General features: G+C 34.5%; 18 protein-coding genes and 4 pseudogenes. 20 read left to right on the top strand and 2 right to left on the bottom strand.

Annotated elements, in window-relative coordinates; translation table 11 throughout:
- Positions 1 to 197: 197 nt before the first annotated feature.
- From ACIQZG_RS01265 to ACIQZG_RS01220, 10 genes and pseudogenes are all read left to right on the top strand, one after another.
- The gene (locus ACIQZG_RS01265; RefSeq protein ID WP_402753338.1) at positions 198 to 1,490 is read left to right on the top strand and encodes a bifunctional folylpolyglutamate synthase/dihydrofolate synthase; all 1,293 of its coding nucleotides are present in this window, start codon (positions 198 to 200) and stop codon (positions 1,488 to 1,490) included.
- Positions 1,487 to 2,749 carry a bifunctional folylpolyglutamate synthase/dihydrofolate synthase gene (locus tag ACIQZG_RS01260; RefSeq protein ID WP_402753337.1) on the top strand — a complete coding sequence of 421 codons (1,263 nt, stop codon included), beginning with the start codon at positions 1,487 to 1,489 and terminating at the stop codon, positions 2,747 to 2,749. Before ACIQZG_RS01265 ends, ACIQZG_RS01260 begins: the two co-directional genes overlap by 4 nt.
- Positions 2,750 to 3,049: 300 nt before the next feature.
- On the top strand, positions 3,050 to 3,676 hold the full coding sequence (locus ACIQZG_RS01255; protein WP_402753336.1) for a hypothetical protein: 627 nt from the start codon (positions 3,050 to 3,052) through the stop codon (positions 3,674 to 3,676).
- Positions 3,677 to 3,773: 97 nt separating this feature from the next.
- Positions 3,774 to 4,370, top strand: a complete 597-nt coding sequence (locus ACIQZG_RS01250; RefSeq protein ID WP_402753335.1) for a Maf family protein — start codon at positions 3,774 to 3,776, stop codon at positions 4,368 to 4,370.
- Between the two features lie 32 nt (positions 4,371 to 4,402).
- A pseudogene (gene radC / locus ACIQZG_RS01245) lies at positions 4,403 to 4,924 on the top strand (RadC family protein); the annotation flags it as partial.
- A gap of 93 nt (positions 4,925 to 5,017) precedes the next feature.
- A complete protein-coding gene (locus ACIQZG_RS01240; protein WP_402753334.1) occupies positions 5,018 to 5,539 on the top strand; it encodes a phage integrase N-terminal SAM-like domain-containing protein in 522 nt (173 codons plus the stop codon).
- Positions 5,540 to 6,097, top strand: coding sequence for a tyrosine-type recombinase/integrase (locus ACIQZG_RS01235; protein WP_402753333.1), 558 nt, complete (start codon positions 5,540 to 5,542; stop codon positions 6,095 to 6,097). It begins immediately after the preceding gene.
- 2 nt (positions 6,098 to 6,099) lie between these two features.
- The gene (locus ACIQZG_RS01230; protein ID WP_402753332.1) at positions 6,100 to 6,408 is read left to right on the top strand and encodes a helix-turn-helix domain-containing protein; all 309 of its coding nucleotides are present in this window, start codon (positions 6,100 to 6,102) and stop codon (positions 6,406 to 6,408) included.
- A gap of 11 nt (positions 6,409 to 6,419) precedes the next feature.
- Positions 6,420 to 7,352 (top strand): hypothetical protein, encoded by a 933-nt coding sequence (locus tag ACIQZG_RS01225; RefSeq protein ID WP_402753331.1) that lies wholly within the window; start codon positions 6,420 to 6,422, stop codon positions 7,350 to 7,352.
- Positions 7,339 to 8,277: a hypothetical protein gene (locus ACIQZG_RS01220; protein WP_402753330.1), complete on the top strand. Its 939-nt coding sequence runs from the start codon at positions 7,339 to 7,341 to the stop codon at positions 8,275 to 8,277. The genes ACIQZG_RS01225 and ACIQZG_RS01220 overlap by 14 nt, the downstream gene beginning before the upstream one ends.
- A gap of 57 nt (positions 8,278 to 8,334) precedes the next feature.
- On the opposite strand, the gene ACIQZG_RS01215 is transcribed toward ACIQZG_RS01220, so the two are convergent.
- On the bottom strand, positions 8,335 to 8,847 hold the full coding sequence (locus ACIQZG_RS01215) for a hypothetical protein (RefSeq protein WP_402753329.1): 513 nt from the start codon (positions 8,845 to 8,847) through the stop codon (positions 8,335 to 8,337).
- A gap of 359 nt (positions 8,848 to 9,206) precedes the next feature.
- On the opposite strand from ACIQZG_RS01215, the gene ACIQZG_RS01210 reads away from it, so the two are divergent.
- From ACIQZG_RS01210 to ACIQZG_RS01185, 6 genes and pseudogenes are all read left to right on the top strand, one after another.
- Entirely contained in the window at positions 9,207 to 10,751 is a 1,545-nt protein-coding gene (locus tag ACIQZG_RS01210) for an ATP-binding protein (RefSeq protein ID WP_402753328.1), read from the top strand.
- A 27-nt stretch (positions 10,752 to 10,778) separates the two neighbouring features.
- Positions 10,779 to 11,516: a hypothetical protein gene (locus tag ACIQZG_RS01205; protein WP_402753327.1), complete on the top strand. Its 738-nt coding sequence runs from the start codon at positions 10,779 to 10,781 to the stop codon at positions 11,514 to 11,516.
- A 92-nt stretch (positions 11,517 to 11,608) separates the two neighbouring features.
- A pseudogene (locus ACIQZG_RS01200) lies at positions 11,609 to 11,761 on the top strand (JAB domain-containing protein); the annotation flags it as partial.
- 186 nt (positions 11,762 to 11,947) lie between these two features.
- Positions 11,948 to 12,195, top strand: a pseudogene (locus ACIQZG_RS01195) (IS3 family transposase); the annotation flags it as partial.
- Positions 12,196 to 12,326: 131 nt separating this feature from the next.
- Positions 12,327 to 16,517 (top strand): hypothetical protein, encoded by a 4,191-nt coding sequence (locus ACIQZG_RS01190; protein ID WP_402753326.1) that lies wholly within the window; start codon positions 12,327 to 12,329, stop codon positions 16,515 to 16,517.
- A gap of 330 nt (positions 16,518 to 16,847) precedes the next feature.
- A pseudogene (locus tag ACIQZG_RS01185) lies at positions 16,848 to 17,006 on the top strand (JAB domain-containing protein); the annotation flags it as partial.
- A 259-nt stretch (positions 17,007 to 17,265) separates the two neighbouring features.
- On the opposite strand, the gene ACIQZG_RS01180 reads toward ACIQZG_RS01185, so the two are convergent.
- Positions 17,266 to 17,688, bottom strand: coding sequence for a YfmQ family protein (locus ACIQZG_RS01180; RefSeq protein ID WP_402753325.1), 423 nt, complete (start codon positions 17,686 to 17,688; stop codon positions 17,266 to 17,268).
- Positions 17,689 to 18,431: 743 nt separating this feature from the next.
- On the opposite strand from ACIQZG_RS01180, the gene ACIQZG_RS01175 reads away from it, so the two are divergent.
- Genes ACIQZG_RS01175 through minC form a run of 4 tightly spaced genes read left to right on the top strand, consistent with a single transcriptional unit; the run spans position 18,432 to position 21,596 of the window.
- Positions 18,432 to 19,451, top strand: a complete 1,020-nt coding sequence (locus ACIQZG_RS01175) for a rod shape-determining protein (protein ID WP_402753324.1) — start codon at positions 18,432 to 18,434, stop codon at positions 19,449 to 19,451.
- Between the two features lie 13 nt (positions 19,452 to 19,464).
- On the top strand, positions 19,465 to 20,376 hold the full coding sequence (mreC, locus tag ACIQZG_RS01170; RefSeq protein WP_402753323.1) for a rod shape-determining protein MreC: 912 nt from the start codon (positions 19,465 to 19,467) through the stop codon (positions 20,374 to 20,376).
- Complete coding sequence (mreD, locus tag ACIQZG_RS01165) at positions 20,376 to 20,900, top strand: rod shape-determining protein MreD (protein ID WP_402753322.1); 525 nt, start codon at positions 20,376 to 20,378, stop codon at positions 20,898 to 20,900. Before mreC ends, mreD begins: the two co-directional genes overlap by 1 nt.
- A gap of 27 nt (positions 20,901 to 20,927) precedes the next feature.
- Positions 20,928 to 21,596, top strand: a complete 669-nt coding sequence (minC, locus tag ACIQZG_RS01160; protein ID WP_402753321.1) for a septum site-determining protein MinC — start codon at positions 20,928 to 20,930, stop codon at positions 21,594 to 21,596.
- Position 21,597 lies beyond the last annotated feature (1 nt).

Below are 21,597 nucleotides of genomic sequence, written 5' to 3'. Positions count from 1 at the left end.
ACGAATCGCGCGTAGTGAGGGTTGCGACTGACGCTGTGTCCGTGGAAAGCGCAGCGGTTTTTTACCATATAGAAAGCTAGATGTTAAGCTTAAAGAGACTTTTTGGATAGCCACTTTTAAATTGAGTGCGAATTGTGTGTGTGTGAGGCAACTTTTGTACTAAAATAGAGCTATTGCATACATAAGGAGTGTTTGGTTTGTTTACAACGATGGAACAATGTACAGATTTTATTTTCAAATTAAAGGCAGTTGACCATAAACGTGCACCATTAGTAATGATGCGTGAGGTGCTGGCTTATCTAGATAATCCACAAAATCAGCTAAAAGTAATTCATTTAGCAGGTTCTAATGGTAAAGGTTCCACTGTAAATGCGCTACGTGAAATGCTAGAGGGGGCAAGCTATAAAGTAGGGGCATTTACATCACCGCATTTAGAATGTGTCAACGAACGTATAACAATTAATGGTGTACAGATTCCTGATGCACAATTCTTGCAGTACATGAATGCGGTGGCACATATTGTTGAAACGCATTACAACGGCGATTATCCAAGTTTTTTTGAAGTGATAACGTTAATAATGTTCCAATATTTCGCTGCAGCTCATGTTGATTTTGCGTTGATTGAAACAGGTCTTGGCGGACGTTTAGATGCTACAAATGTCATTACACCTCTTGTTTCTATAATTACGACGATTTCATTAGAGCATACCGCTTTTTTAGGAGACACGTATGCAAAAATAGCTTTTGAAAAGGCAGGCATTATTAAGGAAGATGTACCGGTTATTGTTGGGGTGAAAAATGAAGATGCGCTTGCAGTCATACGTAAAGTGGCAGAAGAACGTCATGCAGAGTGTCGTATCTTAGGGGAAGATTTTAAGGTTACGACGCAACAACAATATGAAAGGATGCAGCATTTCGATTATGAAAATCAAGAGGTGCAGATGCAAGATATTGTATTGAAAATGGCAGGTTTACACCAAGTAGCAAATGCTAGTCTTGCAATGACTGCGATGTTAGTGCTACAAGAAAAAGGTCATGTAAAAATTTCAGACACTACTATACGCAAGGCACTACAAACAGCGCAGTGGGCAGGTCGCTTTGAGCAAGTTGCCAATAATATTGTCTTAGACGGTGCACATAATTCAGAAGGTACAGCAGCACTGATCCAAACATTAAAAGATGTCTATCCAAATCGAAACTATAACTTTATTTATGCAGCGCTTTCTGATAAGGATCACGCCAATAGTATTGCATTAATGGATGAAGTAGCAAACTCGATGGCCTTTACGCAAATTTCTTTACCAAATGCTATGCCAGCAGAGCAATTAGCAGCGTTATCACAGCATCCCCAAAAAGTGTATAACTCAGATTGGCAGCAAGTTATTGATGCGGAAATACAGAGAAAAGAAGAGGCTGATATTTTGATCATTACCGGTTCTTTATATTTTATAGCGGAAGCACGTAAAGCGCTCTTGGAGGTAGTAGGATGATTCCGCAATTTGATCGCTATAAAGAGAAATGGTCGGTACAAAGTGATGATGTCATCAAACCTGGACTGACAGCAATTCAAGAAGCATTATCATTGGTAGGGAATCCAGAGCAACAGTTTCAAGTGGTCCATATAGCTGGTACAAATGGTAAAGGCTCTACGCTTACTTTTATAGAAGCAATTGCGAAAGAGCATGGTTTGCGTGTTGGTAAGTTTATGTCGCCTTGTATTTTAGATGTACATGACCAAATACAAGTAGCAAGTTTATCCATTACTACGGGAGAGATGGACGGCGTATTTGAGCAAATGCATAAGGCTGGACTAAGCGGAAAGTTGACTGATTTTGAATTGCTGACGGTAGTAGCTTTCTTACATTTTGTGAATAGTCATGTTGATGTGGCGTTAATTGAAACAGGGATGGGTGGTTTGCTTGATAGCACGAATGTCGTAACGCCGATTGTTTCCATTATTCCAAGCATTGCGCTAGAGCACACAAAGTTTTTAGGGAACTCCATTGCAAGTATTGCGCATCATAAAGCAGGTATTATTAAACAAAATCGCCCTGTCATTATCGGTGAAATGCCTCAAGAAGCAAAGGCTGCTGTTTATGAGGAATCACGTAAGAAAAATGCACATGTACTAGAGTTGGGCGATCAGTTTTACATTGAGCAGTCGACTACAGGTGAAAAGTATACGAATGATGAAAACGGTCTAACACTTACGATTCTTAAAAGAAAAATGAAAGGGCAACATCAAGCAAGTAATATGGCACTTGCGATTACAGCTTTTTTCGAGGTGGCTCCTGCATTGAATATACCTGTTAGCCTTCAAAGTATTATTGTAGGTGTTCAACAGGCAACTGTGTTAGGGCGCTATGAAGAAGTGTTGCCACATATTATTTTAGACGGGGCCCATAATCCTGCTAGTGCAGAGAAGCTTGTCGCGACGATACATGAGGACTTACCAGATGCGTCCGTTACATTTGTCGTCGGTATACTTGCCGATAAAGACGTAAAGGCAGTATTACGTCATCTTGAGCAGGTAAGTGATTGTTTTTATTTCGTGGATATAGACAATCCTCGAGCTATGCCAGCAGAACAATTGCTTCAGCTTTCAAACGCTAAAGAAAAATATATTTTACAAGACTGCACGGCATTTATTAAAGATCAATCTCAAATGCATAGTAAGACAATCGTATCAGGTTCGTTATACTTACTTGCAGAAATACGAAATTCATTATTAAAAAATGACTCACAGTGAGTGAAATAAAAAATTATGACCATATGATAAAGGAGAGTTACTATTACTCCCCGTTATAGCAGTGAACCCTAAAAAGAATAGTTGAATGTTTTGAGACGTATTTTTGCTTAGTATAAGGTAATGATTTGTTAACGTAAAAATTAAGTAGTTGCAAATAATCTATTAGTACATTTTGCAAGTTATGATGAATTGAGGCGTATTTTGCTACATACTAGCGATAAATTTTTTTAGACGAGACGACATGAGTCTCGTCTTTTTTTATGTGAATTTTGTTACGTTGGATGGTGAGGTGATGAACGCATGAAAATTGTAAGTCATGTTATAAAAAAACAAGTGATTCGTGCAATTGTTATAGGGAGCATTGTAGGACTTTTTGGTGTTGCAATATTTTTAGGCGTTCTCCAAGTGAGTAATCAAATAGCACTAAAAAACGAGGGAGATGAAACTGTAGATAAAGAGGAAAAAATTACAACTGCGGGTGACACGTCTCCTTCAGCCATGTTTTATGCTAGTCAGGCGGGTGTATTTTCAAATTATGAAAGTGCGAGTGCGTTTTTAGCCGAGTATCCAGCGTTAAAGGAAGGAGCTATTGTGGACGTGGACGGGAAGTTTTATGTTTGGACAAGTATGGTGATTGATGAAAGTAAGTTAACGTTCTTAGAAGCTCCACCAACGTTTAAAAAGGCATTTACTGTCGTCAATGAAAGCTGTACGGATGCAAAGATTGCTGAATTGCCTAGTGTGCTAGCGGATAAAAATGCAGCAAAATTAAATTTTCAGGAAACAGCGAATGATTCTACATTACCTGATGATTGGCAATCAATCGGTATGGCTGCATCCAAGATATCAAATGATTTGAACATTGTTCGCTTACATGTATTTGCGCACTATAAGTCTAAAAATGCTTGTTTACAAGTGAAATTTTAAGCCGAGAGTATAGTGAAATGAATATTATCTCGTTTTTTTGAAAATTTTCAAAAGAACATTTCTCCGTTATGATGGTTGTTGAGGAGGAATGTAAAAGATGATATTTGAAACAGATCAAAAACTTGTACTTGCTTCCGCTTCCCCACGACGTAAGGAATTGCTCGCGATGTTAGAGGTCCCTTTTGACATTGTGACGAGTGATGTGGAGGAAACAAGTGTACAAGCAACGACGATGCAAGAGTATGTGAAAGGTGTGGCGTTGTTAAAAACACGTGATGTTGCGAAAAAAGTGCCAACAGCAACTGTCATTGGTGCAGATACGATTGTTGTTTTTGACAATGAGCTTTTGCATAAACCAACAACGCGAGAAGAGGCAATTTCACATTTATCACGTCTTTCAGGCACAAGTCATGCGGTCATGACGGCGGTTGTCATACTAGAACCAAATGGAAAAGAGACGACTATTGTGGAAGAAACGAAAGTCATATTCCATAATCTATCTCAAGAATTAATCGAAGCTTATGTTGATTCAGGAGATCCGTATGATAAGGCGGGGGGTTATGGTATCCAAACGGCTGGCACACTTTTAGTTGAGCGAATTGAAGGAGATTATAACAATGTTGTTGGGTTACCACTTGCAGCGTTGTTTACGCAATTGGTAGCGCGAAATATTATCCAATTTGCGAAGGAGTGAGGCTTTTGCCTATAGATGTTTTACCAGAGATGATGATACGGGACGTACATATCGCAGATCGTCCGCGTGAACGATTGCTACGGCAAGGGGCAATGAGCCTATCGAACCAAGAGTTACTTGCTATACTATTGCGCTCAGGTACGAAGGAGGAATCGGTTCTATCCCTTGCAAATCGTGTGCTCAGTTCATTCGAACGTTTACATCATTTAAAACATGCGACGATTGAAGAGATGATGACGATTAAAGGCATTGGTGAAGTAAAAGCAATTCAGTTACTTGCAGCTATAGAGTTGGGACGGCGTTTGTCACAAAAGCAAGTTGATGAAAAATATACGATTCGTTCTCCGCAAGATGCTGCGACGTACTTAATGCCCGATATGACATCACTCACACAAGAACATTTCGTCGTACTTTTTCTGAATGTTAAGAACCAAATCATTCATCGACAGACGATTTTTATTGGAAGCTTGAATGCATCTATAGTGCATCCAAGGGAGATTTTCCGCGAGGCAGTAAAACGATCGGCGGCTTCCATTATATGTGCGCATAATCATCGGATTATGTATATGTTAGACAGCTAAAACAACTCATGTTATGATGGTGCTACCTAAAAAAGTTAGGTAACACCTAAAAATGTGAGGTGCTATATGAAAAAGTTTAAATTAATTAATAATATTGTTGAATCAAAAAAAGCTGAACTAAATGTAGATCTATTACTTAATTATCAATCGAAATTATTAGGGGAATGGGAAAGACAACAAAAAGTTAAGGGATATACTTCTCATACAATTGCTTTAAATTTAAGAAATATTAATGAATTTTTAACATTATCCAATAAATTTTGTTGGGATATTACAACTGATGATGTTGAAAATTTTTATTTATCTCTAGTAGGAAAGGGGTTAGCACATAGTACGAGACGTATGTATCAATCTAATATTTCAACTTTTTATAATTTTTTAAGAGGAAGAAAATCATTAGAAATATTTAATACATTAGGACTTACCGTTCCTGATGTACTAGATGAATTTAATAAGTTTTTTCATAGAAAAGATGATAATGATTTTAGAGTTGTAGCACCAAAAAAAGAAATTGTAGATACTTTTTTTAATGGAATGAAAAAAGAAATGATAGATGGTAGAAAGTATTATACAGTAGCAAGGGATTAGGTGTTTTTTAAGGTATTAATGTTAACAGGCTTAAGAATATTTGAACTTACAAAAGTCGATAAAAATGATTTGCGGTTTGATTTAGGTAATGAAAGAGGTAAAATACATGTTCGATTTGGTAAAGGGAGTAGAGGTACAGGCTATAAACCTCGTTGGATACCAATGTTAAATGATGTAGATCTATTGTTAAAGTGGTATCTTGAAGAAATATTACCTAGATTCAATAAGGAAAATATGGATAATGCAGCGTTGTTTCTGTCCGAAAATGGACAAAGGGTGTCTCGTGACACAATGCGTGCTAATTTGACAAGAAGACAAATGAAGATAGGAATTCCTAAAGAAGAAATTTTTTCTGCTCATCAATTAAGACATGCTTTTGCAACAAACCAGGTAGAAAATGGTGTGGATATTTTAACTATGAGTAAATTATTAGGCCATGTAAATGTTGCAACTACAGCGGGTTACTTAGAACCAAGTAGTGACTATATTGAAAAACGAATAAGAGTAAGTCAAGAATTATGGAGAAGACAATTGGTTGAGTTAGAGGAAGGTGATTAAGAATGGCTGTTGAATGGCGATTAAGAAAAATAATGGCTGAAAATAATATTTGGTCTGGAGCAGAGTTAGCAAGAAAGATGGAAGAAATCACCGGATATAAGTTGTCGGCTCCTTCAATTGCAGCTTTAATTAACGAACCTCCAAAACAAATAAAAGTAAATACATTGGATGCTTTGTGTTCAGCTTTAAATTGTAAACCAAATGATTTGCTGTTTCACAAACCCACGGTTATTGTATCTAAAGATAAAATGCATGAAGTTGATGTTAAAAAAGTATCTAATGGTAATGAACGTAAGATGCCACCGATTTGAAGGAGTTAACTATGTATGCTAATTGTCCACTATGTAGTCAAAAAGCTTCAGTAAAAACAATAAAAAAAACTGGAGAGTGTAATGATTGTCAGAGCAAACGTATATTGAGTTGTTATAATGAAAAAAATTACAGAATATCGAAAATTAAAAGTCAGTTTGCTTCGGATTTATTAGTTGAGTTTATTGAATTTATAGCCAAAAGTTCATGGAAACATGTACTTCAATCAAGGATGGTAATAGATTTCATAAAAATTTTATCGGGCTATACTGGCAATGTTAAAATTGTTAGTTCCCAATTAGAAGTAGATTATTTTAGAAAAAGCTCCATTAAATCTCCTACTATTATTTTCACAATTAAAGCATTTTTGATATCTAAAAAATTGCTTATATTAGATATAGAACATAAACAAGAAAATTTTTTTCCAGAAGATATTAGACCAGAAAATAGATTTCAACAAGATATTTGTGACTATTTTTTTTCAGAGAAAAGGTGTCATGATTGCGGGAGAAATTTGACTGAAAAATCTCAACATAGTTTTTGTTATGACTGTGTCGCTTATAGAACTGTTTTTCGAAGAACTACATTTGAATATGTGGATTCAATTTTTAACAATAGTTCCATTAAAGGATTATATTATTACTTCATTCAATATTTGTATGGTTTGAATAGGACGGTACAAACTTATGCTGAAATATTAGGGAACACTGAGAAATATTTTACTTACTTACAAGATTTTATTCCAAGTGGATTGAAATTTTATCCATTCATTATCTTAGTAGAAAAAAAGGAGTATAAATATAAAGTCATTAGTGGTAATAAATATCTTAATATTTTTCTTTCGAATGATTGGTTGTTATTTTTTGAGAAAAAGTTTTCTAAATCTAATAGCTCCAAAGAATTTTTTTTTAGTTTTTTTAGAGAGTGTAGGGTTGCTGAAAGCTAGAGTAAAAGATGAAAAACAATTAATTATACAAAAAATTAAACAGATAAATAAATCATTTCAAAAACCATTATTAAAAATAATTGAATATGAAAATGAAAAAATGGGAAATTTTTATCGTAAGAATTCAACTCATACAAAAAAGTGGATTTCTGTTGAAAGTAGTATTATTCAAGTTATTCGATTTTATGGTTGGTTAATGGAGCGTTATAGTCTTTCGAGTTGGGCAGAGGTTGAAGAAGATATGGTTAATAAATATCTCTTAGAATTTGATTTCGTGAATGGACAAAATAAAAAAAGAACATTATATAATTTCTTCGCATATATGAAGAAACATGGTTTTATATTTACAGTGCCGATTGAACAATTTGTAGCCAGGGATGATATGATAGAAGTTAAACCCTTATCTATCACTCAACATAAAGAAATCTTTAGGTCTATAGAGTATGGAGATGAAGATTTAGTTACGGAGCGTTTTATAACCTCTCTAATATATTTTCATGGATTGACAAGTGCGCAAATAAGGTCAATTGAGTTAGAAAATATTTTTTTAGAAAAAAAATATATAACTATTGAAAACAGACCCCCAGCATATTTAAGTGAAATCGATCTCCTGTTATTGGAAAAAGCATTAAAGATTAGAGAGAGCTCGTTAAAAAGAAAACAATCAAAAAAATTATTTCCATCTTATAAATCTTTGAAAGATGTGTCTATCTCAAATATTTTAATTTGTAAAAAAGTTAAAAGTATTACAGGTTTTACACCGAAATATTTAAGAATAGCAGCTTTTCAATATTGTGCTGCAAGATTTGGCCCACAATTTCTGAATGAGTGTTTTGGTCTATCACTTACACAAAGTGCAAGATATGGAAGGATAGGGGAAGAATTAGTGGGTTTACAGGTGAATGAAGAAATTAAAACTAATTAATATCACTCATCTTCTTTGATTAGTAGATGAGTGATATAGATGATGTAGAATATTTAATTAATCTAAGCTGTCTCGGATATATTGTATGTTAGTATAATCTAAATCAATTTTTGTAATGTTAAAACCGTCGTAATAATTAGTGTTTAAAATAATCAATTTAATAGTTTCTTTGTAAAATTCATTAGAGAAAGTAGGGGGACTATCTATTTCGGAATACCATTGTTTTTGCCATTCTAGGTAGTATTCCTCGGCTAAATGGGGGAAATCCCTCCAAAATTCACGTATATTTTTTTCAACATGATAATCAATATATTTTTCTCTCTCAGTTTCATTCATTTTCAGTAGCCTTTTTGGATAATCACCAGTTAAGTCATTGAAGAAACTTCCATTACCATCTTTGTAAAAATATTCGAATAAACCAGCATTTAATAAGATTTTTTCGATTTCTTCTTTTAAGAATGGATCATTAATTTTACTTTTAGCAAATAAGTTAAAAGCTTCGTCTTCATTAGATGCTTTAACAACACTTAATAAATCTACACCACCATCAATAACATATAAATTTTTCAAAGTAACACCCCTTTTAAGTGTAATTATTTTACATTTAAAAATAGTATATACATCATTTTTTTAAAGTTCAATAACTTTTAGGAGGTTACGTATGGGACTAAATTAGATTAGTTGTCTAGGAAAATAGAAATATAGAACAACTTGAACAAAGAAACAACATACTATTAATAATGAAAAACAAAAAATCATAAAATATTGTGCACAATATGTTGCCCTTCGTTTGAAGGTGGAAAAATTTTGTGAGAAGGAACTAAAGTGGAATTCTAAACATATTTGTAACATATTTAAGCGTGTGATAATTATACATTTTGTTTTATAATGGGAATTAATAGAATTTTTTATATATGGGAGAGATGAAATTGAAAATTAAATTATTTAATTTTTTTAATATTGAGAACAGTGAAATTGAACTAAGCCCAATAATGATTTTTTGTGGAGATAATGGTTCGGGTAAGACCCATTTAGTTAAAATATTAACAACGATTAACGAATTTTTTTTATCAAGAGAAATCCCTGACCTTACTTTAAGTGAACTAGAAAAATTTAATTATATTTTTAATATGCAAACGATGAATAATGGTCTAAACATGTATTGGAAAAAAGGAAATTTGGATGATGAATTTGATGAAGAAGTTCTGTTTATTGAAGAAGAATCGAAAAGTATTGGGGATTTAGAGTTTAAGTTCAATATTGATGGTGAAAATTTAGTTGAATTTTATGATGATATTGAATTGAAGATGAATGAACTTCTTAATGGCTCATTACCAAAAATATTAAAAAAAGCATATTCAGATGATGAATATATAAATAAACTTAGTGATGTGAAATTGGAAATACTACATAAAGAACCATTAGAAATACATTTCTTTATTAGGGGCACTTCTGATTTTGAGTGTACGATTGAAGTGAGATCTAGAAATTTAGTTAGTAGGTTTGGCTTGAGTATTTTGGGAGGATTTTCTGAAGATGAACCTGAAATAGCTGATTATTATATTGAAGAATCTACTCGATATGCTATGCAGATTATTATGAAACATATTTATGAGATCAATTTATTCCCTTCTCACATAGCAACAAACAGAAAAAAAGGTATGGATTATGCAGAGAAATTTTACTATTTACCAGCTTCACGAGAGGCTTATCAAAGAGATCTAGCTCTTTTTGCTTCTAAAAAAGAAAATAATAAGCTTATGGTTTCAAGATATCTTGTAGATGAAGATGGAAATAAATCGAATAATTTGAATAGTATTGATCCATTTATAGAAAAGTATGTTGATGAAATATTAAGGCTAATAGCTATCAAATCGAATAAGAAACTCGATAGTAAAACAAAACTATTCGTTGAATACCTACAAAACATATTTTTAAAAGCAGAAATAATATCAAGTCCTGAAGGTGATATTAAATATAGATTACCTGATAATAGCTTGATAAGTGCAAACATGGCATCTTCTCTACAAAATGAATATGCAATTTTAAAAATATTAATAGAAAAAGTTTTAAATCCTAACATAATTTTGGAAGAGCCCGAATCACATTTATCTATTAGTAACTCAGTTAAATTAATTCAATATTTGCTGGCTTTTCAAGAGCATAGTTCGAACTTACTTTGGCTTACAACTCATAATAATTTTATAGGTGATGCATTGAATAATATTATAATGATTTCTAAACTAGATAAAGAACGTCAAAATATTTATTTAGAAAAATTAAATTTGAATAATTTAATAGAAGAGTTTAATGGTAATTTTATTTCTAAAATAAATGCTTATTTAATTAATGGGAATAAAATCCAAATTCTCCCGAAAACTAGCTATGGAGTGGACTTTGATATTTTTAATAAGCAAATAAATGATTTTTTGGACATCACTACAGAATTGCAATGGGAGTTAGAGAATAATTAAAGTATTTTATTGGCGGTGAATATAGAGATGAATAACGGTATCAAAATTCATGGTAGGATTGCTAAATGTATTACTAACAATCACTTTTCATTAATTCCAGAAATACATGGTGATTTGATTATTACAGAAAAATATTCTGATAGGGATATTCAAGATTCTAATGATATTGATGTTAATATATCTGAAATATTAGAATTAGATTTATCTGATAATAATAGATTTCAAGTGTTTAAATATGGAGATTCAGATAGTAGTAAGGAAAAAAGTATTTTTGGAAACTTTAAGGCTCAAACTTTTAAAGAAAGAAAATGCGATATTTCTCTATTGGTTTTTGATCATGAAGAAAAGGCAGTATTTTTAGTATGTGGAGAAGTAAAAAAAACATTGAAAATTGAATCACTATTTGAAGCACGGGAACAAATTATTTCTACTTATATTGATTTAAATTTATATAATGCTTTGTTGTCATATAACTCATATACTATAAAAAATATTTTTTTTATAGTATTTGAAAAAAATCAGATGATAAAAAAAGTTATTTCTTCTACCCAACTATTAAAGAAATCCGACAATGGTAAGTCAATACCTACCAATTTATTGTTAGAAGAATATAATAAAGAATCTATTCATTATACTCTTGATTGCTCTAGAAACTTAAGAGAAGTTGATAAAAATTTAAGTGAATTAATTCATTGGGTAAATTCTCGTTTTATGTTTATTAATGTTCCAAAATTGCAAGGTGTAATTGAAGAAGAATTTGTATAGTTAATAAAGTTGAATTAAGAGAACGTAAAAAACGATTGTATCAACCCATTCGAATGATACAATTCTTTTTTGAGTGTTCTTAAAATAAAACCCACCCGAGTGGTGTACCAACGTCGATCCCAGAAGATATTGAGGTATCGAAAAGACTTCAAGAGGCGGGTTATATTATAGGTATAGATTTGGTCGATCATGTGATTATTGGGGATCATCAATTCATTAGTTTAAAAGAAAAAGGTTATTTTTAGTTCTGCAAGAGTGGGACTGACCTCAAAAGTATAGACAAAAAAATGCATCTTTGATTGAATTCGGGTTTAATTACCCAAATTTTAATTAGAAGGTGTTTTTTTCTGTGGGAACAAGAGTTAGTTATCAATACGAAGTAAAAACGAAGGCCATTGAAATGAAATTTGCTGATGTGCCAACGAAACAGATTTCAACAAGCCGTTAAAGGAAAAGGCATTATCACGAGCATATCCCGTAAAGGTATGCGCGCTGATAATGCCCGTATCAAATCGTTCCATTCAGTATTAAGGCTGAGACGTTTCCTTTAGACAGTTTAACGAATACTACGACTGCAATCGGAGAACAAACTGAGAAAAATTAGGATTATAACTATATCCGAATACAAGCAAAACTAAACAACCAGTCGCCGATACAAAACCGACAACTGGTTGGATAAATGCTTTTTTGACCCCTGTCTTAAATATGGGAATCAGTCCCTTTGTAACCATACTTTTATTTTTATGCCTATATAATTAAAATTTTTAAATGGTACAATTGTTTCATACCAAAACAATTGGAGGGGTAGAAGTGTCTCAACTGTTTTTCTCTAATTATACAAATGAAATCGAAGATCTGCTTAAAAATGATTTATCGAAAAGTACGTATTGTGGCATGATTGATGATTTAGAAAAGCTTGTTACTTTAGCTGATCGACTTGCCATTTCTTGTCAAAAACACCCATATTTCACTAATATCTCCTCGTTTTTAAAAAATATTGAAAGAGCGTTTACCGATCCAAATGATGCGGACCAAGCCTCACAGGTACTACTGAATGTTGAGAAATGGATTAAACCCGTGCTGTATTTTAGCGATAAGGAAAAGTGGGAGAAGCTCAATCAAGAGAAGCATTACTTCACCTTAAAGCCTACCGTTACACAGTTACGGCTGTTAAACCAACAAGAGATGGAAGCAGAGACGCCTGATGCCTTCGAAGATGTCGGGAAAAAGTATATGTGGATTGCAATTAATTCTAGAAATTACGAGACGCATAATACGGCACTTTCATCCAGTGAACTGCGATTGAACTATTTGCGCTGTGCCATGACAATTATTTTAGTCCCACTGTACCTAAATTATGACGTTATCAAAGCCAATTTGGAGGGGCTGTTATGTCGTCAGATTGATGCAGAAGCAGAGGATTTAATCGCTTCGATCCGTGTGTCGCGTGGAAAAGAAATCAAAGGTTTTAAAGCAAGACAGGATTTAGTGGAGAAAATCGCTGGTAAGCTAACCAACGAGTTACGAGAAAGTGGCGGCTATTATTTACTCACAGGTATTGAAGGAATTGGGAAGACAGCGCTTTGTGCAAAGGTATCTGAGCAATTACTTGCGAAGCAAGATAGATTGATTGAGCCAGACGCCAACATCAAGCAAGCTGCACCGTGGTTGCCTGGACAACTTATTCATTTTGGGAAGTGGGAATCTGACCCTGTTCGTATTTTACGCTCACTTATTTCACAAGCGAATACGATGTTACTCGAGCCAGAAGATTTACCGAATCATACTCCTGCATTGCAAGAAGTAGACAAAATGAGCTTTTTTAATAGCTCATCGCAAATGAAAAGGGCGATTTCAGGTGAACACTTTGGCAATTATTCCAAGAAACTATTTTCGCCCGCGAAGAATTTTTCTAATTCATCCACTCAGGAGAATGTTGTGTCATTACCGTTAAATACAAATGCGTTGAACCACCCTACAAATGTTAGGAGTGAGCTCGAAATACATAAAGCCATCTTCAGTCGCGCGCTCCGAAAGCTCACGAAGCAATACGGTCCGGTCGTCATAATTATTGATGCACTCGATGAAATCACTACCTTTCTCGATAATTTAGAATTTTTACCACGTCAATTACCACCAGGTGTATCTGCATTATTGACGGTCCGTCCGAATCTTGGAATTGAAAAATGGCTTACAAATTATAGTAGCGCATTGGTTTATCCGGACCAAGTCGGCTATATAGAACGCAGTGAAATTCCGCTCTTTACAGGTATTGACGATTTCGCTGGAAAAGAGGAGAAAAAGTTCAATGATCAGATTTACCGCAATAGTAAAGGGTGGTCCTTACAGATTGCGGCAATTGCCCGTAAACTAAAGGAAGTTAACGGCGATTTCACACAAGTCGATGTGGAAGATGAGCTTGGGAAATATTTTGACCGACAAAAGGATGAATGGCTGCGTGCGTATGAGGATGGCCGCGGTGAATATTTAAAAGAAGTTCTACATTTACTCGCGATTTTCGAGCCGATTTCTGCAATTAGCTTAGATGATGTGCAAGGATATTTAGAAGAAAAATTTAACGAACGGCTTAATTTAGATAAAATCATTGATTTACTAAAGCCGGTTTCGTATCAGATTCAAGGTCTTGAAACAGCCAAGAAAAATATTAAATTAGGCATTAAGGCATATGCGGATTATGTAAAAAAATGCATTGGTAAACGCGATTTAAAAAGACATTTAGAGGACTATACCGTGTGGATGAAAGACGATAAAGACATTGAGTCGAAACTAGTTGCTGACTTTGTGAATTATTGGATGAGCGAGGGGTCTCGAAAAGAAATTGAGATTGTCAAAGAAATCATCGATGAGTTAATCGAAGACGCAGAGCTCGAGAAAGTACAAGAATTAGCTGGTCACATGATTACATCCGTTAAGAAGATTCCTCAAGGCTATAAGTATTGCATGCGAGAGTTGGCATCACTAGGAAAACCCAATGCTGTAGTGAATTATGCAAAATTAATATTGATGGGGAAAAGTAGCAAAGAACATGAGAAAAGGGAAGCTGAAGCGTGGCTTCGCAAGTCTGCTGACAGAGATGAACCCGAAATATTGTGTTTTTTAGGGAGTTATTTAATTGATCATAAAAAAGAGGAACAGCTACGACAAGAAGGTGAGCAATACCTTCGTCAAGCGATTCTACAAGGATATCAACCTGGGAAGATGATGTTAGGTAGTCGTTTGATTGATGGAAAAGGTTTAGCTGTTAATAAAGATGAGGGCTATGAATTACTGGAGGAACTTGTGGAAGAAGGGCATGAAATGGGTATCCTCATATTGGTTCATTTTTTATTAAGGACGGAACAGTCAGAAGCGAATCCCGAAAAAGCTTATCAATTATTGAGCATGCTAGCTGAAGAAAGGGAAAATATCCCGGCGATGTATAACTTAGGGGTAAATCTTATCAATGGTAAGAGATTAACGAAGAATGTACAAGAAGGCGAGCAATGGTTAAGACGGGCAGCTGAGAAAGAATTTGTGCAAGCGATGTGCTTTTTAGGTGTGGAATTAATCGAAGGTGAACATCTACCGCAACATATAGATGAAGGCATTGAATGGCTTGAAAAAGCAATTGATATGGAGCATGAAGAGTCGTGTTTGCTTTTAGCTGAATATTACCTAGATGGTAAACATGTAAAGGCAGATTTTGAACAAGGAAAGCAATGGCTGTTAGAGGCTGTGAAAATGCGTTCGATTTCAGCCATGTTTTCATTAGGCAGAGCACATCTATATGAATTAGGGGGGTTTCCCCAAGACAATGATGAGGCGTTGAAGTGGTTACAAATGGCGATTGAAGAAGGCTCAAATGAAGCGTGTTTGATGCTTGGAGACGCACTAGTAGATGGTATAGGTTTTAAACGAAATTATAGTTTGGGTATCCACTATTTAGAAATGTCGGTAAAAAATGAGTTTATAAATGCTTATAGTGCGCTTGGAATGGCTTATTTAAATGGTAATGGCTCTTCTAGAAAACGGATTGAAGGGGAGAAAATTCTACGACAAGGTATGGAAAAGGGCTGCAATGTCTCAAAAATTAATTTAGCCATCGAATTAGCCAAAGGGGATAAAATAACGAAAAGGGTAGATGAATCAAAGCAACTCTTTGAGGAATTAATAGAAGACCGATTTGAAAAAGCAATAACGATTAGATGTCAACTATCAATACAAGAAAATGCTTTTGATGAAACAACTGAAGATGTACAAGCACTTCTTTGGCGTGAAATTGAAAAAGATGTACCAGAAGCAATGGTGGCTCTCGCTGAATATTTAGAAGAAGGAGAAGAAATACCACAAGATATTGATACGGCCATTCGTTTGTTTGAACAAGCGTGCTCATTAGAGTATAGGCGAGCCTATTTATCTTATGCTACGTCGTTATTGGTGATGGATGTATTGCCGAAAGATTTTGAAAAAGGATTACAGATTATCGATAAATTGTTGGAGACAGAAGAAGATGAAGTCTACAATATATTAGCTATACATTATTATAAAAATGAGCATAATATTGAAAAGGCTATTGAATTTTATGTCAAGCTTTTTAAGAAAGGGCAAATAGAACATGCAAGTAACTTATTTTACATTATTCGTCATGATAATGCTTCTGTCGAAGGACAATTCGACTTCAATCAATTACTAGACATGGTGAAAAATTCAGACAGGCCACTTGCACGTGTGAATTACGCGCTTTATTTACTATCGTTAAGCACGGATGAGCAAACATGGCGTGAAGTGGATGCCATGTTTGCGAAACTAGTTGAGGTAAGAGATGTCGAGGAATGGTGGACAAGGTTAGCTAAGAAGGAAGATATGGAAGGCTACCTCGTTCTTGGGTTATTACATCGTCATCAAAAGATTGTACTCTCTAGTACATGGACGCTCAAGCACTGCTTTATACAAGCAAGTACCGAGTATGAAATTCCACATTGGATCCAAAAACAACGTTAAAATAGAACCATTCTGCACATTGTAAAGTTCGAATGAGGGCAGTGAAAAATTGTAGTTCTAATAATTTTTTCAAACTAAAAATTTGCTAAATAAGATTTAGTGTTTGGGTATTCGCAATATTCACATGCCGAGTGTGGAGTATCCTCATTCGATTTTCTTTGTTTGGGGTCTTGCCTGTCTCGCTTTTCTCGCAGGAGTCTCCGAAATAACGATAGAATTTAAGCTGGTTGATAAAGAAATGGTTGTTTCTAAAATATTTATTATTTATTTGTAGTTTATAATGAATTTTAGTTCGTTGTTATAAATTGAACTTACCTAAACGAACATAAGCATTTCCATCCGAGCGGTGTACCAACACCGAGTCCAGAAGATATTGAAGTAACGAAAAGAATTCAAGAAGCGGGTTATATTATTGGCATAGACTTGGTTGATCATGTGATTATTGGAGATCATCAATACATTAGTCTAAAGGAAAAAGGTTATTTTTAGTTCTGCATGTGAGGTTGCTTCTGTTAGTATAGTCAAATGAAAAAGCATCTTCGATTGAATTTGGGTTTAGAACCTAAACTTCAATTTGGAGGTGTATTATAGCTATATTCGAATTTGAGAGAAACTAAACAACCAGTTGCCGGTATTATACCGACAACTGGTTGTTTAAATGCTATTTGACTCCCGTCCTGTATCAGAGGGGTAGCCCTATTTCATAATAAGTCTTTTTACTATTTTTAAACTATTCCTACATCTAAGTTTAAACTGTAAAATTCAGTAAATTTTCAGAATTAATACTATAAGAAATAACTTTTTTCTTGTCCTGCTTGACTACATCAACTTGATTATCAGTACTATAAACAAAGAAATTAACATCTTTTTTGCCTTTTTTTACGTTGATGACAAATGGAGTAACATTGGTCTCTGGATGTAGAAATAATTTTTCATTGCCTGGAAATATATAATGTTTTTTTAAAAAGTTTGCTTCATTAAAATAGTCAGTAAATCTATTTTTTTCTTCTTCTTTTAAATGCTTTCCGTTAAATGTAACAGTAACATCTTTTGAATCAAGTTTTGGATGAAGTGCAAATTTAGTTAAAACCCATGCTACAAGTGCACTTGGAGGACTCATTAACAATTTAAGAATAAAAAATAGTATCGAACCAACCCAAACCCATGTCATATTAAATCAACTCTTTCAGTAATAATATGTGGTTACTAATGAACCTACTAAGTACTTAGTTTAATAGTATTAATATATTTTCACAAGATAATTGCCTGGCAAACGATAGCTTTTCTTCAATAAGGCAATAAAACGAAGTTCAAACAATCAGACGTTTTAGTGGGGAAAGGAAATCTAATCAAAAAACAACTACACTTTATTGGAAGGTAATATATATTTGATGAATTACTCATTATAAGTAATTATATGAATTCTATTAAAATTAAGTATGTTTAGCTTGTACAAGTGGTGTACCAACACTGAGTCCAGAAGATATTAAAGTGACAAAAGAAATCAAGAAGCGGATTTTATTATAGGTGTAGATTTGGCCGAACATGTGATTACCGGGGATCAATAATCTATTAGTCTAAAGGAAAAAGGTTATTTTTAGTTCTGTAAGAGTATCTTGCAGAACTTTTTTTTATGTTTAAGCAACTATTTGCTTATTAGTACGTCATTGTACATATGTGATAGTGGCGGTTATTCACAAAAATTGGCAAGGTGCCAGGCGTTGTCTTACGTAAAAAAAAATTATATGCTAATCTATGAACGCAATTTTTTTAATAGAAAAAATAAATTATTATGTTTTACGTAAGACAGTGCATGTGACACTATAAATTCTTACGTTTTTGCGTTATAATGAGCGGTATGATTTTATGTCAACGAAACTTAAGGATGACTTAAATAGAAAGGGAGTACACAATTTGTTTGGATTAGGAAGTAAAGATGTCGGGATTGACCTTGGCACAGCGAATACATTAGTTTTTATTAAAGGAAAAGGGATCGTTTTACGCGAACCTTCAGTTGTAGCACAAAATACAAAAACAGGAGACATAGTTGCGGTGGGTAATGACGCGAAAAATATGATCGGTCGTACACCAGGTTCAATCGTAGCTATTCGTCCAATGAAAGACGGCGTTATTGCTGACTTTGAAATTACAAGAGCGATGCTAGAGTACTACTTAAAGGAAGCATCAAAAAATTCCGGAGGTAACTGGAAAAAGCCAAATATTATGATTTGTGTGCCTTATGGTATTACATCAGTTGAACAACGTGCGGTAATCGACGCATCTCGACAAGCTGGTGCAAAAGAAGCATTCACAATCGAAGAACCGTTTGCAGCTGCAATCGGCGCAAACTTACCTGTTTGGGATCCAACTGGTTCTATGGTCGTTGATATCGGTGGTGGTACTACAGAAGTTGCAGTTATTTCTTTAGGTGGTATCGTAACAAGTGAATCAGTTCGTGTCGGCGGTGACGCAATGGATCATTCGATTATTTCATATATTCGTAAGACGTATAACCTAACAATCGGTGAACGTACGGCAGAAGCTGTGAAAATGGAAATTGGTACGGCAAGCGCTGAAGGTCCGGAGCTGAAAATGGACATCCGTGGTCGCGACCTTTTAACAGGCTTACCGAAAACAATTGAAATTTCTTCTGTTGAAATCTCAGAATCATTACGTGAAGCAGTGACAGCTATTATCGATGGCGTCAAGAAAACACTTGAACAAACACCTCCAGAATTATCTGCTGACGTGATGGAGCGCGGAATTGTCTTAACTGGTGGCGGTGCATTATTAACTAACTTAGATAAAGTTATTAGTCGTGAAACGAATATGCCAGTATTCATTGCAGAAGATCCGCTTGACTGTGTAGCAATTGGTACTGGAAAAGCTTTAGATCATATTGATTTAATTCGTCAACAACAAGGTAGAGGGTAAGGAGGTTTAGGCAATGCCACATTTTTTTTTCAATAAGAAAGTAATATTGCTGCTCGTGGGCATGATTTTTCTTGTGGCATTGATTAGCTTCTCATTACGTGATCGAACAAACGCAACTTTACCAGAACAAATTATTAAAGATACTGTCGGCGTCGCACAATCGATTGTTGCGAAGCCGGCCAATTATATTGCTGGTATTTTTAATAACATTGACTCTCTATTAAATACGTACGAAGAAAACAAACGCTTAAAAGCACGCTTAGAAGAATTTGCAGTTGTACAAAATGAGGCGTTACAACTGAAATCTGACATCAAGAAATTTGAACAGATTGAAAAATCTGAAAATTTAAAAGCGTTTAATCCAATTCAGGCAACTGTGATTGCTCGTAATCCAGACCAATGGGAAGAGAAAATTATTTTAGATAAAGGCTCTTCACATGGTGTGACTAAGAATATGGCGGTTATGACAGCGAGTGGTTTAATTGGTAAAATTACATTGGTGACACCTTTTACATCTGAGGTAGAACTTTTGTATACAAATAATCCAAACTACCGTGTGTCGGCAATGGTCTTGGGTGAAAAAGAAGCGTACGGTTTAATCGAGGGCTTTGATGAAGAGCGTAATGAACTCATTTTGAAGCGAATCGATTCAAGCTTAATGGTCAAAGAAGGCGAGCAAGTTGTTTCATCTGGACTAGGCGGGATTTTTCCAAAGGGTATACCAATTGGTGAGATTACAGAGATCAGCACAGATGATTATGGCTTAACGAAAATGGCATATGTTAAACCATCTGCCGACTTTTCAATTTTAGAGTATGTCATGATCGCAAACCGTACATCAACAGTTATTGATGGTGCGGATGGGAATTCGACAAATAAAGATTTAACAAACCCACAAGAGGACAGTGAAGAGGAGGATGAATGATGGTTCGGTTTCTCATTCCCTCTATTGCGGTACTGTTATTTTTGCTAGAACCTGAATTTGCAATGCTTTCACCAATTGAGTTGAACGGGCAAATTTTTTATTTAGTACCGAGATTTTTAATATTATATTTGATTTTTATTTCCATCTATTACAGCCGTCAGCGTGCGGTGATGTATGGTCTTTTTTTTGGTGTCTTGTATGATGTCTTTTACATTGATATTATTGGATTATACTCTGTGTTATATCCACTTATTTGTTTTTTAGCTGGTTCAATCGTAAAAATTATTCATCAGCATTTAGTAGTTACAACAACTATTTCGCTTATTTTGGTAGCTATTTTAGAATTTGTACTTTATCAATTCTTTTATTTAATCGATTTTACATCGATTCCACTAGCAGATTTTTTACGTTCACGGTTGCTACCTACAATGATTGCCAACATGTTATTTTTAATGATTCTTGGTTGGGCATTCAAGTATCTAATTAATGCGCGTGTTTTACAGAGAGCGCGTGAAGTATCGTAATAACGAGCAACGTGAGGTGAAATATTCATGAAAAAACAACTTGTTAATATGAAAGGTACAAAAGACGGCTTTATCTTACGTTTAGATGATCAATGCGCTTATATTGATTTAGTAGAGGAGCTACAAGGAAAAGTCTCAGAGGGCGGTATCGATGGTAAAGTAGATGTACAATTACATCTAGGTTACCGATACTGTTCTGATGAGCAATTAAAAGAATTAGTAGAGATTGTGCAACAATCTGAGCAACTTTCGGTTTCGAAAGTGCAAAGTGATGTACTAACTGTACAGGAAAGTAATCAGAGGATATTAGAGAGTCAACAAGATACATATGTCGGTGTTGTCAGATCTGGTCAAATCCTTCGTGCACCTGGAGATATTATTATTGTTGGTAATATCAATCCAAACGGTCGTGTTGAAGCTGGCGGCAATGTATATGTGCTTGGGAAGTTAAAAGGGATTGTACATGCTGGTGTGCAAGGCAATAAAGAAGCAATTATTGCTGCCTCTCGTTTTGAAGCCACACATATTATGATTGCTGATCAGGTTGAAGTGATGTCAGATGAACATGTAAAAAAAGTGAATAGAACAGAGATGATTTGTGCATTTATAGGAAATGATGGTCGTATTATGTACGACCAAATTCATACGTTGAAAAATATTCGACCATTCTTAATTGCGTCTAAAGGAGGAAGCTAAT

The organism is Lysinibacillus sp. NPDC096418 (assembly GCF_044762775.1).
Lineage (GTDB): Bacteria > Bacillota > Bacilli > Bacillales_A > Planococcaceae > Lysinibacillus.
Note: the sequence above shows the minus strand (reverse complement) of the source record. Positions and strands in the feature narration are given on the sequence as shown.

What these genes read in the sequence shown, in the direction of transcription:
- mreD (WP_402753322.1), top strand. Translation starts at nt 20,376, where the DNA reads ATGGTTCGGTTTCTCATTCCCTCTATTGCGGTACTGTTATTTTTGCTA.
- ACIQZG_RS01180 (WP_402753325.1), bottom strand. Translation starts at nt 17,688, where the DNA reads ATGACATGGGTTTGGGTTGGTTCGATACTATTTTTTATTCTTAAATTG.
- minC (WP_402753321.1), top strand. Translation starts at nt 20,928, where the DNA reads ATGAAAAAACAACTTGTTAATATGAAAGGTACAAAAGACGGCTTTATC.
- ACIQZG_RS01260 (WP_402753337.1), top strand. Translation starts at nt 1,487, where the DNA reads ATGATTCCGCAATTTGATCGCTATAAAGAGAAATGGTCGGTACAAAGT.
- ACIQZG_RS01240 (WP_402753334.1), top strand. Translation starts at nt 5,018, where the DNA reads ATGAAAAAGTTTAAATTAATTAATAATATTGTTGAATCAAAAAAAGCT.
- ACIQZG_RS01225 (WP_402753331.1), top strand. Translation starts at nt 6,420, where the DNA reads ATGTATGCTAATTGTCCACTATGTAGTCAAAAAGCTTCAGTAAAAACA.
- ACIQZG_RS01255 (WP_402753336.1), top strand. Translation starts at nt 3,050, where the DNA reads ATGAAAATTGTAAGTCATGTTATAAAAAAACAAGTGATTCGTGCAATT.
- mreC (WP_402753323.1), top strand. Translation starts at nt 19,465, where the DNA reads ATGCCACATTTTTTTTTCAATAAGAAAGTAATATTGCTGCTCGTGGGC.
- ACIQZG_RS01205 (WP_402753327.1), top strand. Translation starts at nt 10,779, where the DNA reads ATGAATAACGGTATCAAAATTCATGGTAGGATTGCTAAATGTATTACT.
- ACIQZG_RS01230 (WP_402753332.1), top strand. Translation starts at nt 6,100, where the DNA reads ATGGCTGTTGAATGGCGATTAAGAAAAATAATGGCTGAAAATAATATT.
- ACIQZG_RS01250 (WP_402753335.1), top strand. Translation starts at nt 3,774, where the DNA reads ATGATATTTGAAACAGATCAAAAACTTGTACTTGCTTCCGCTTCCCCA.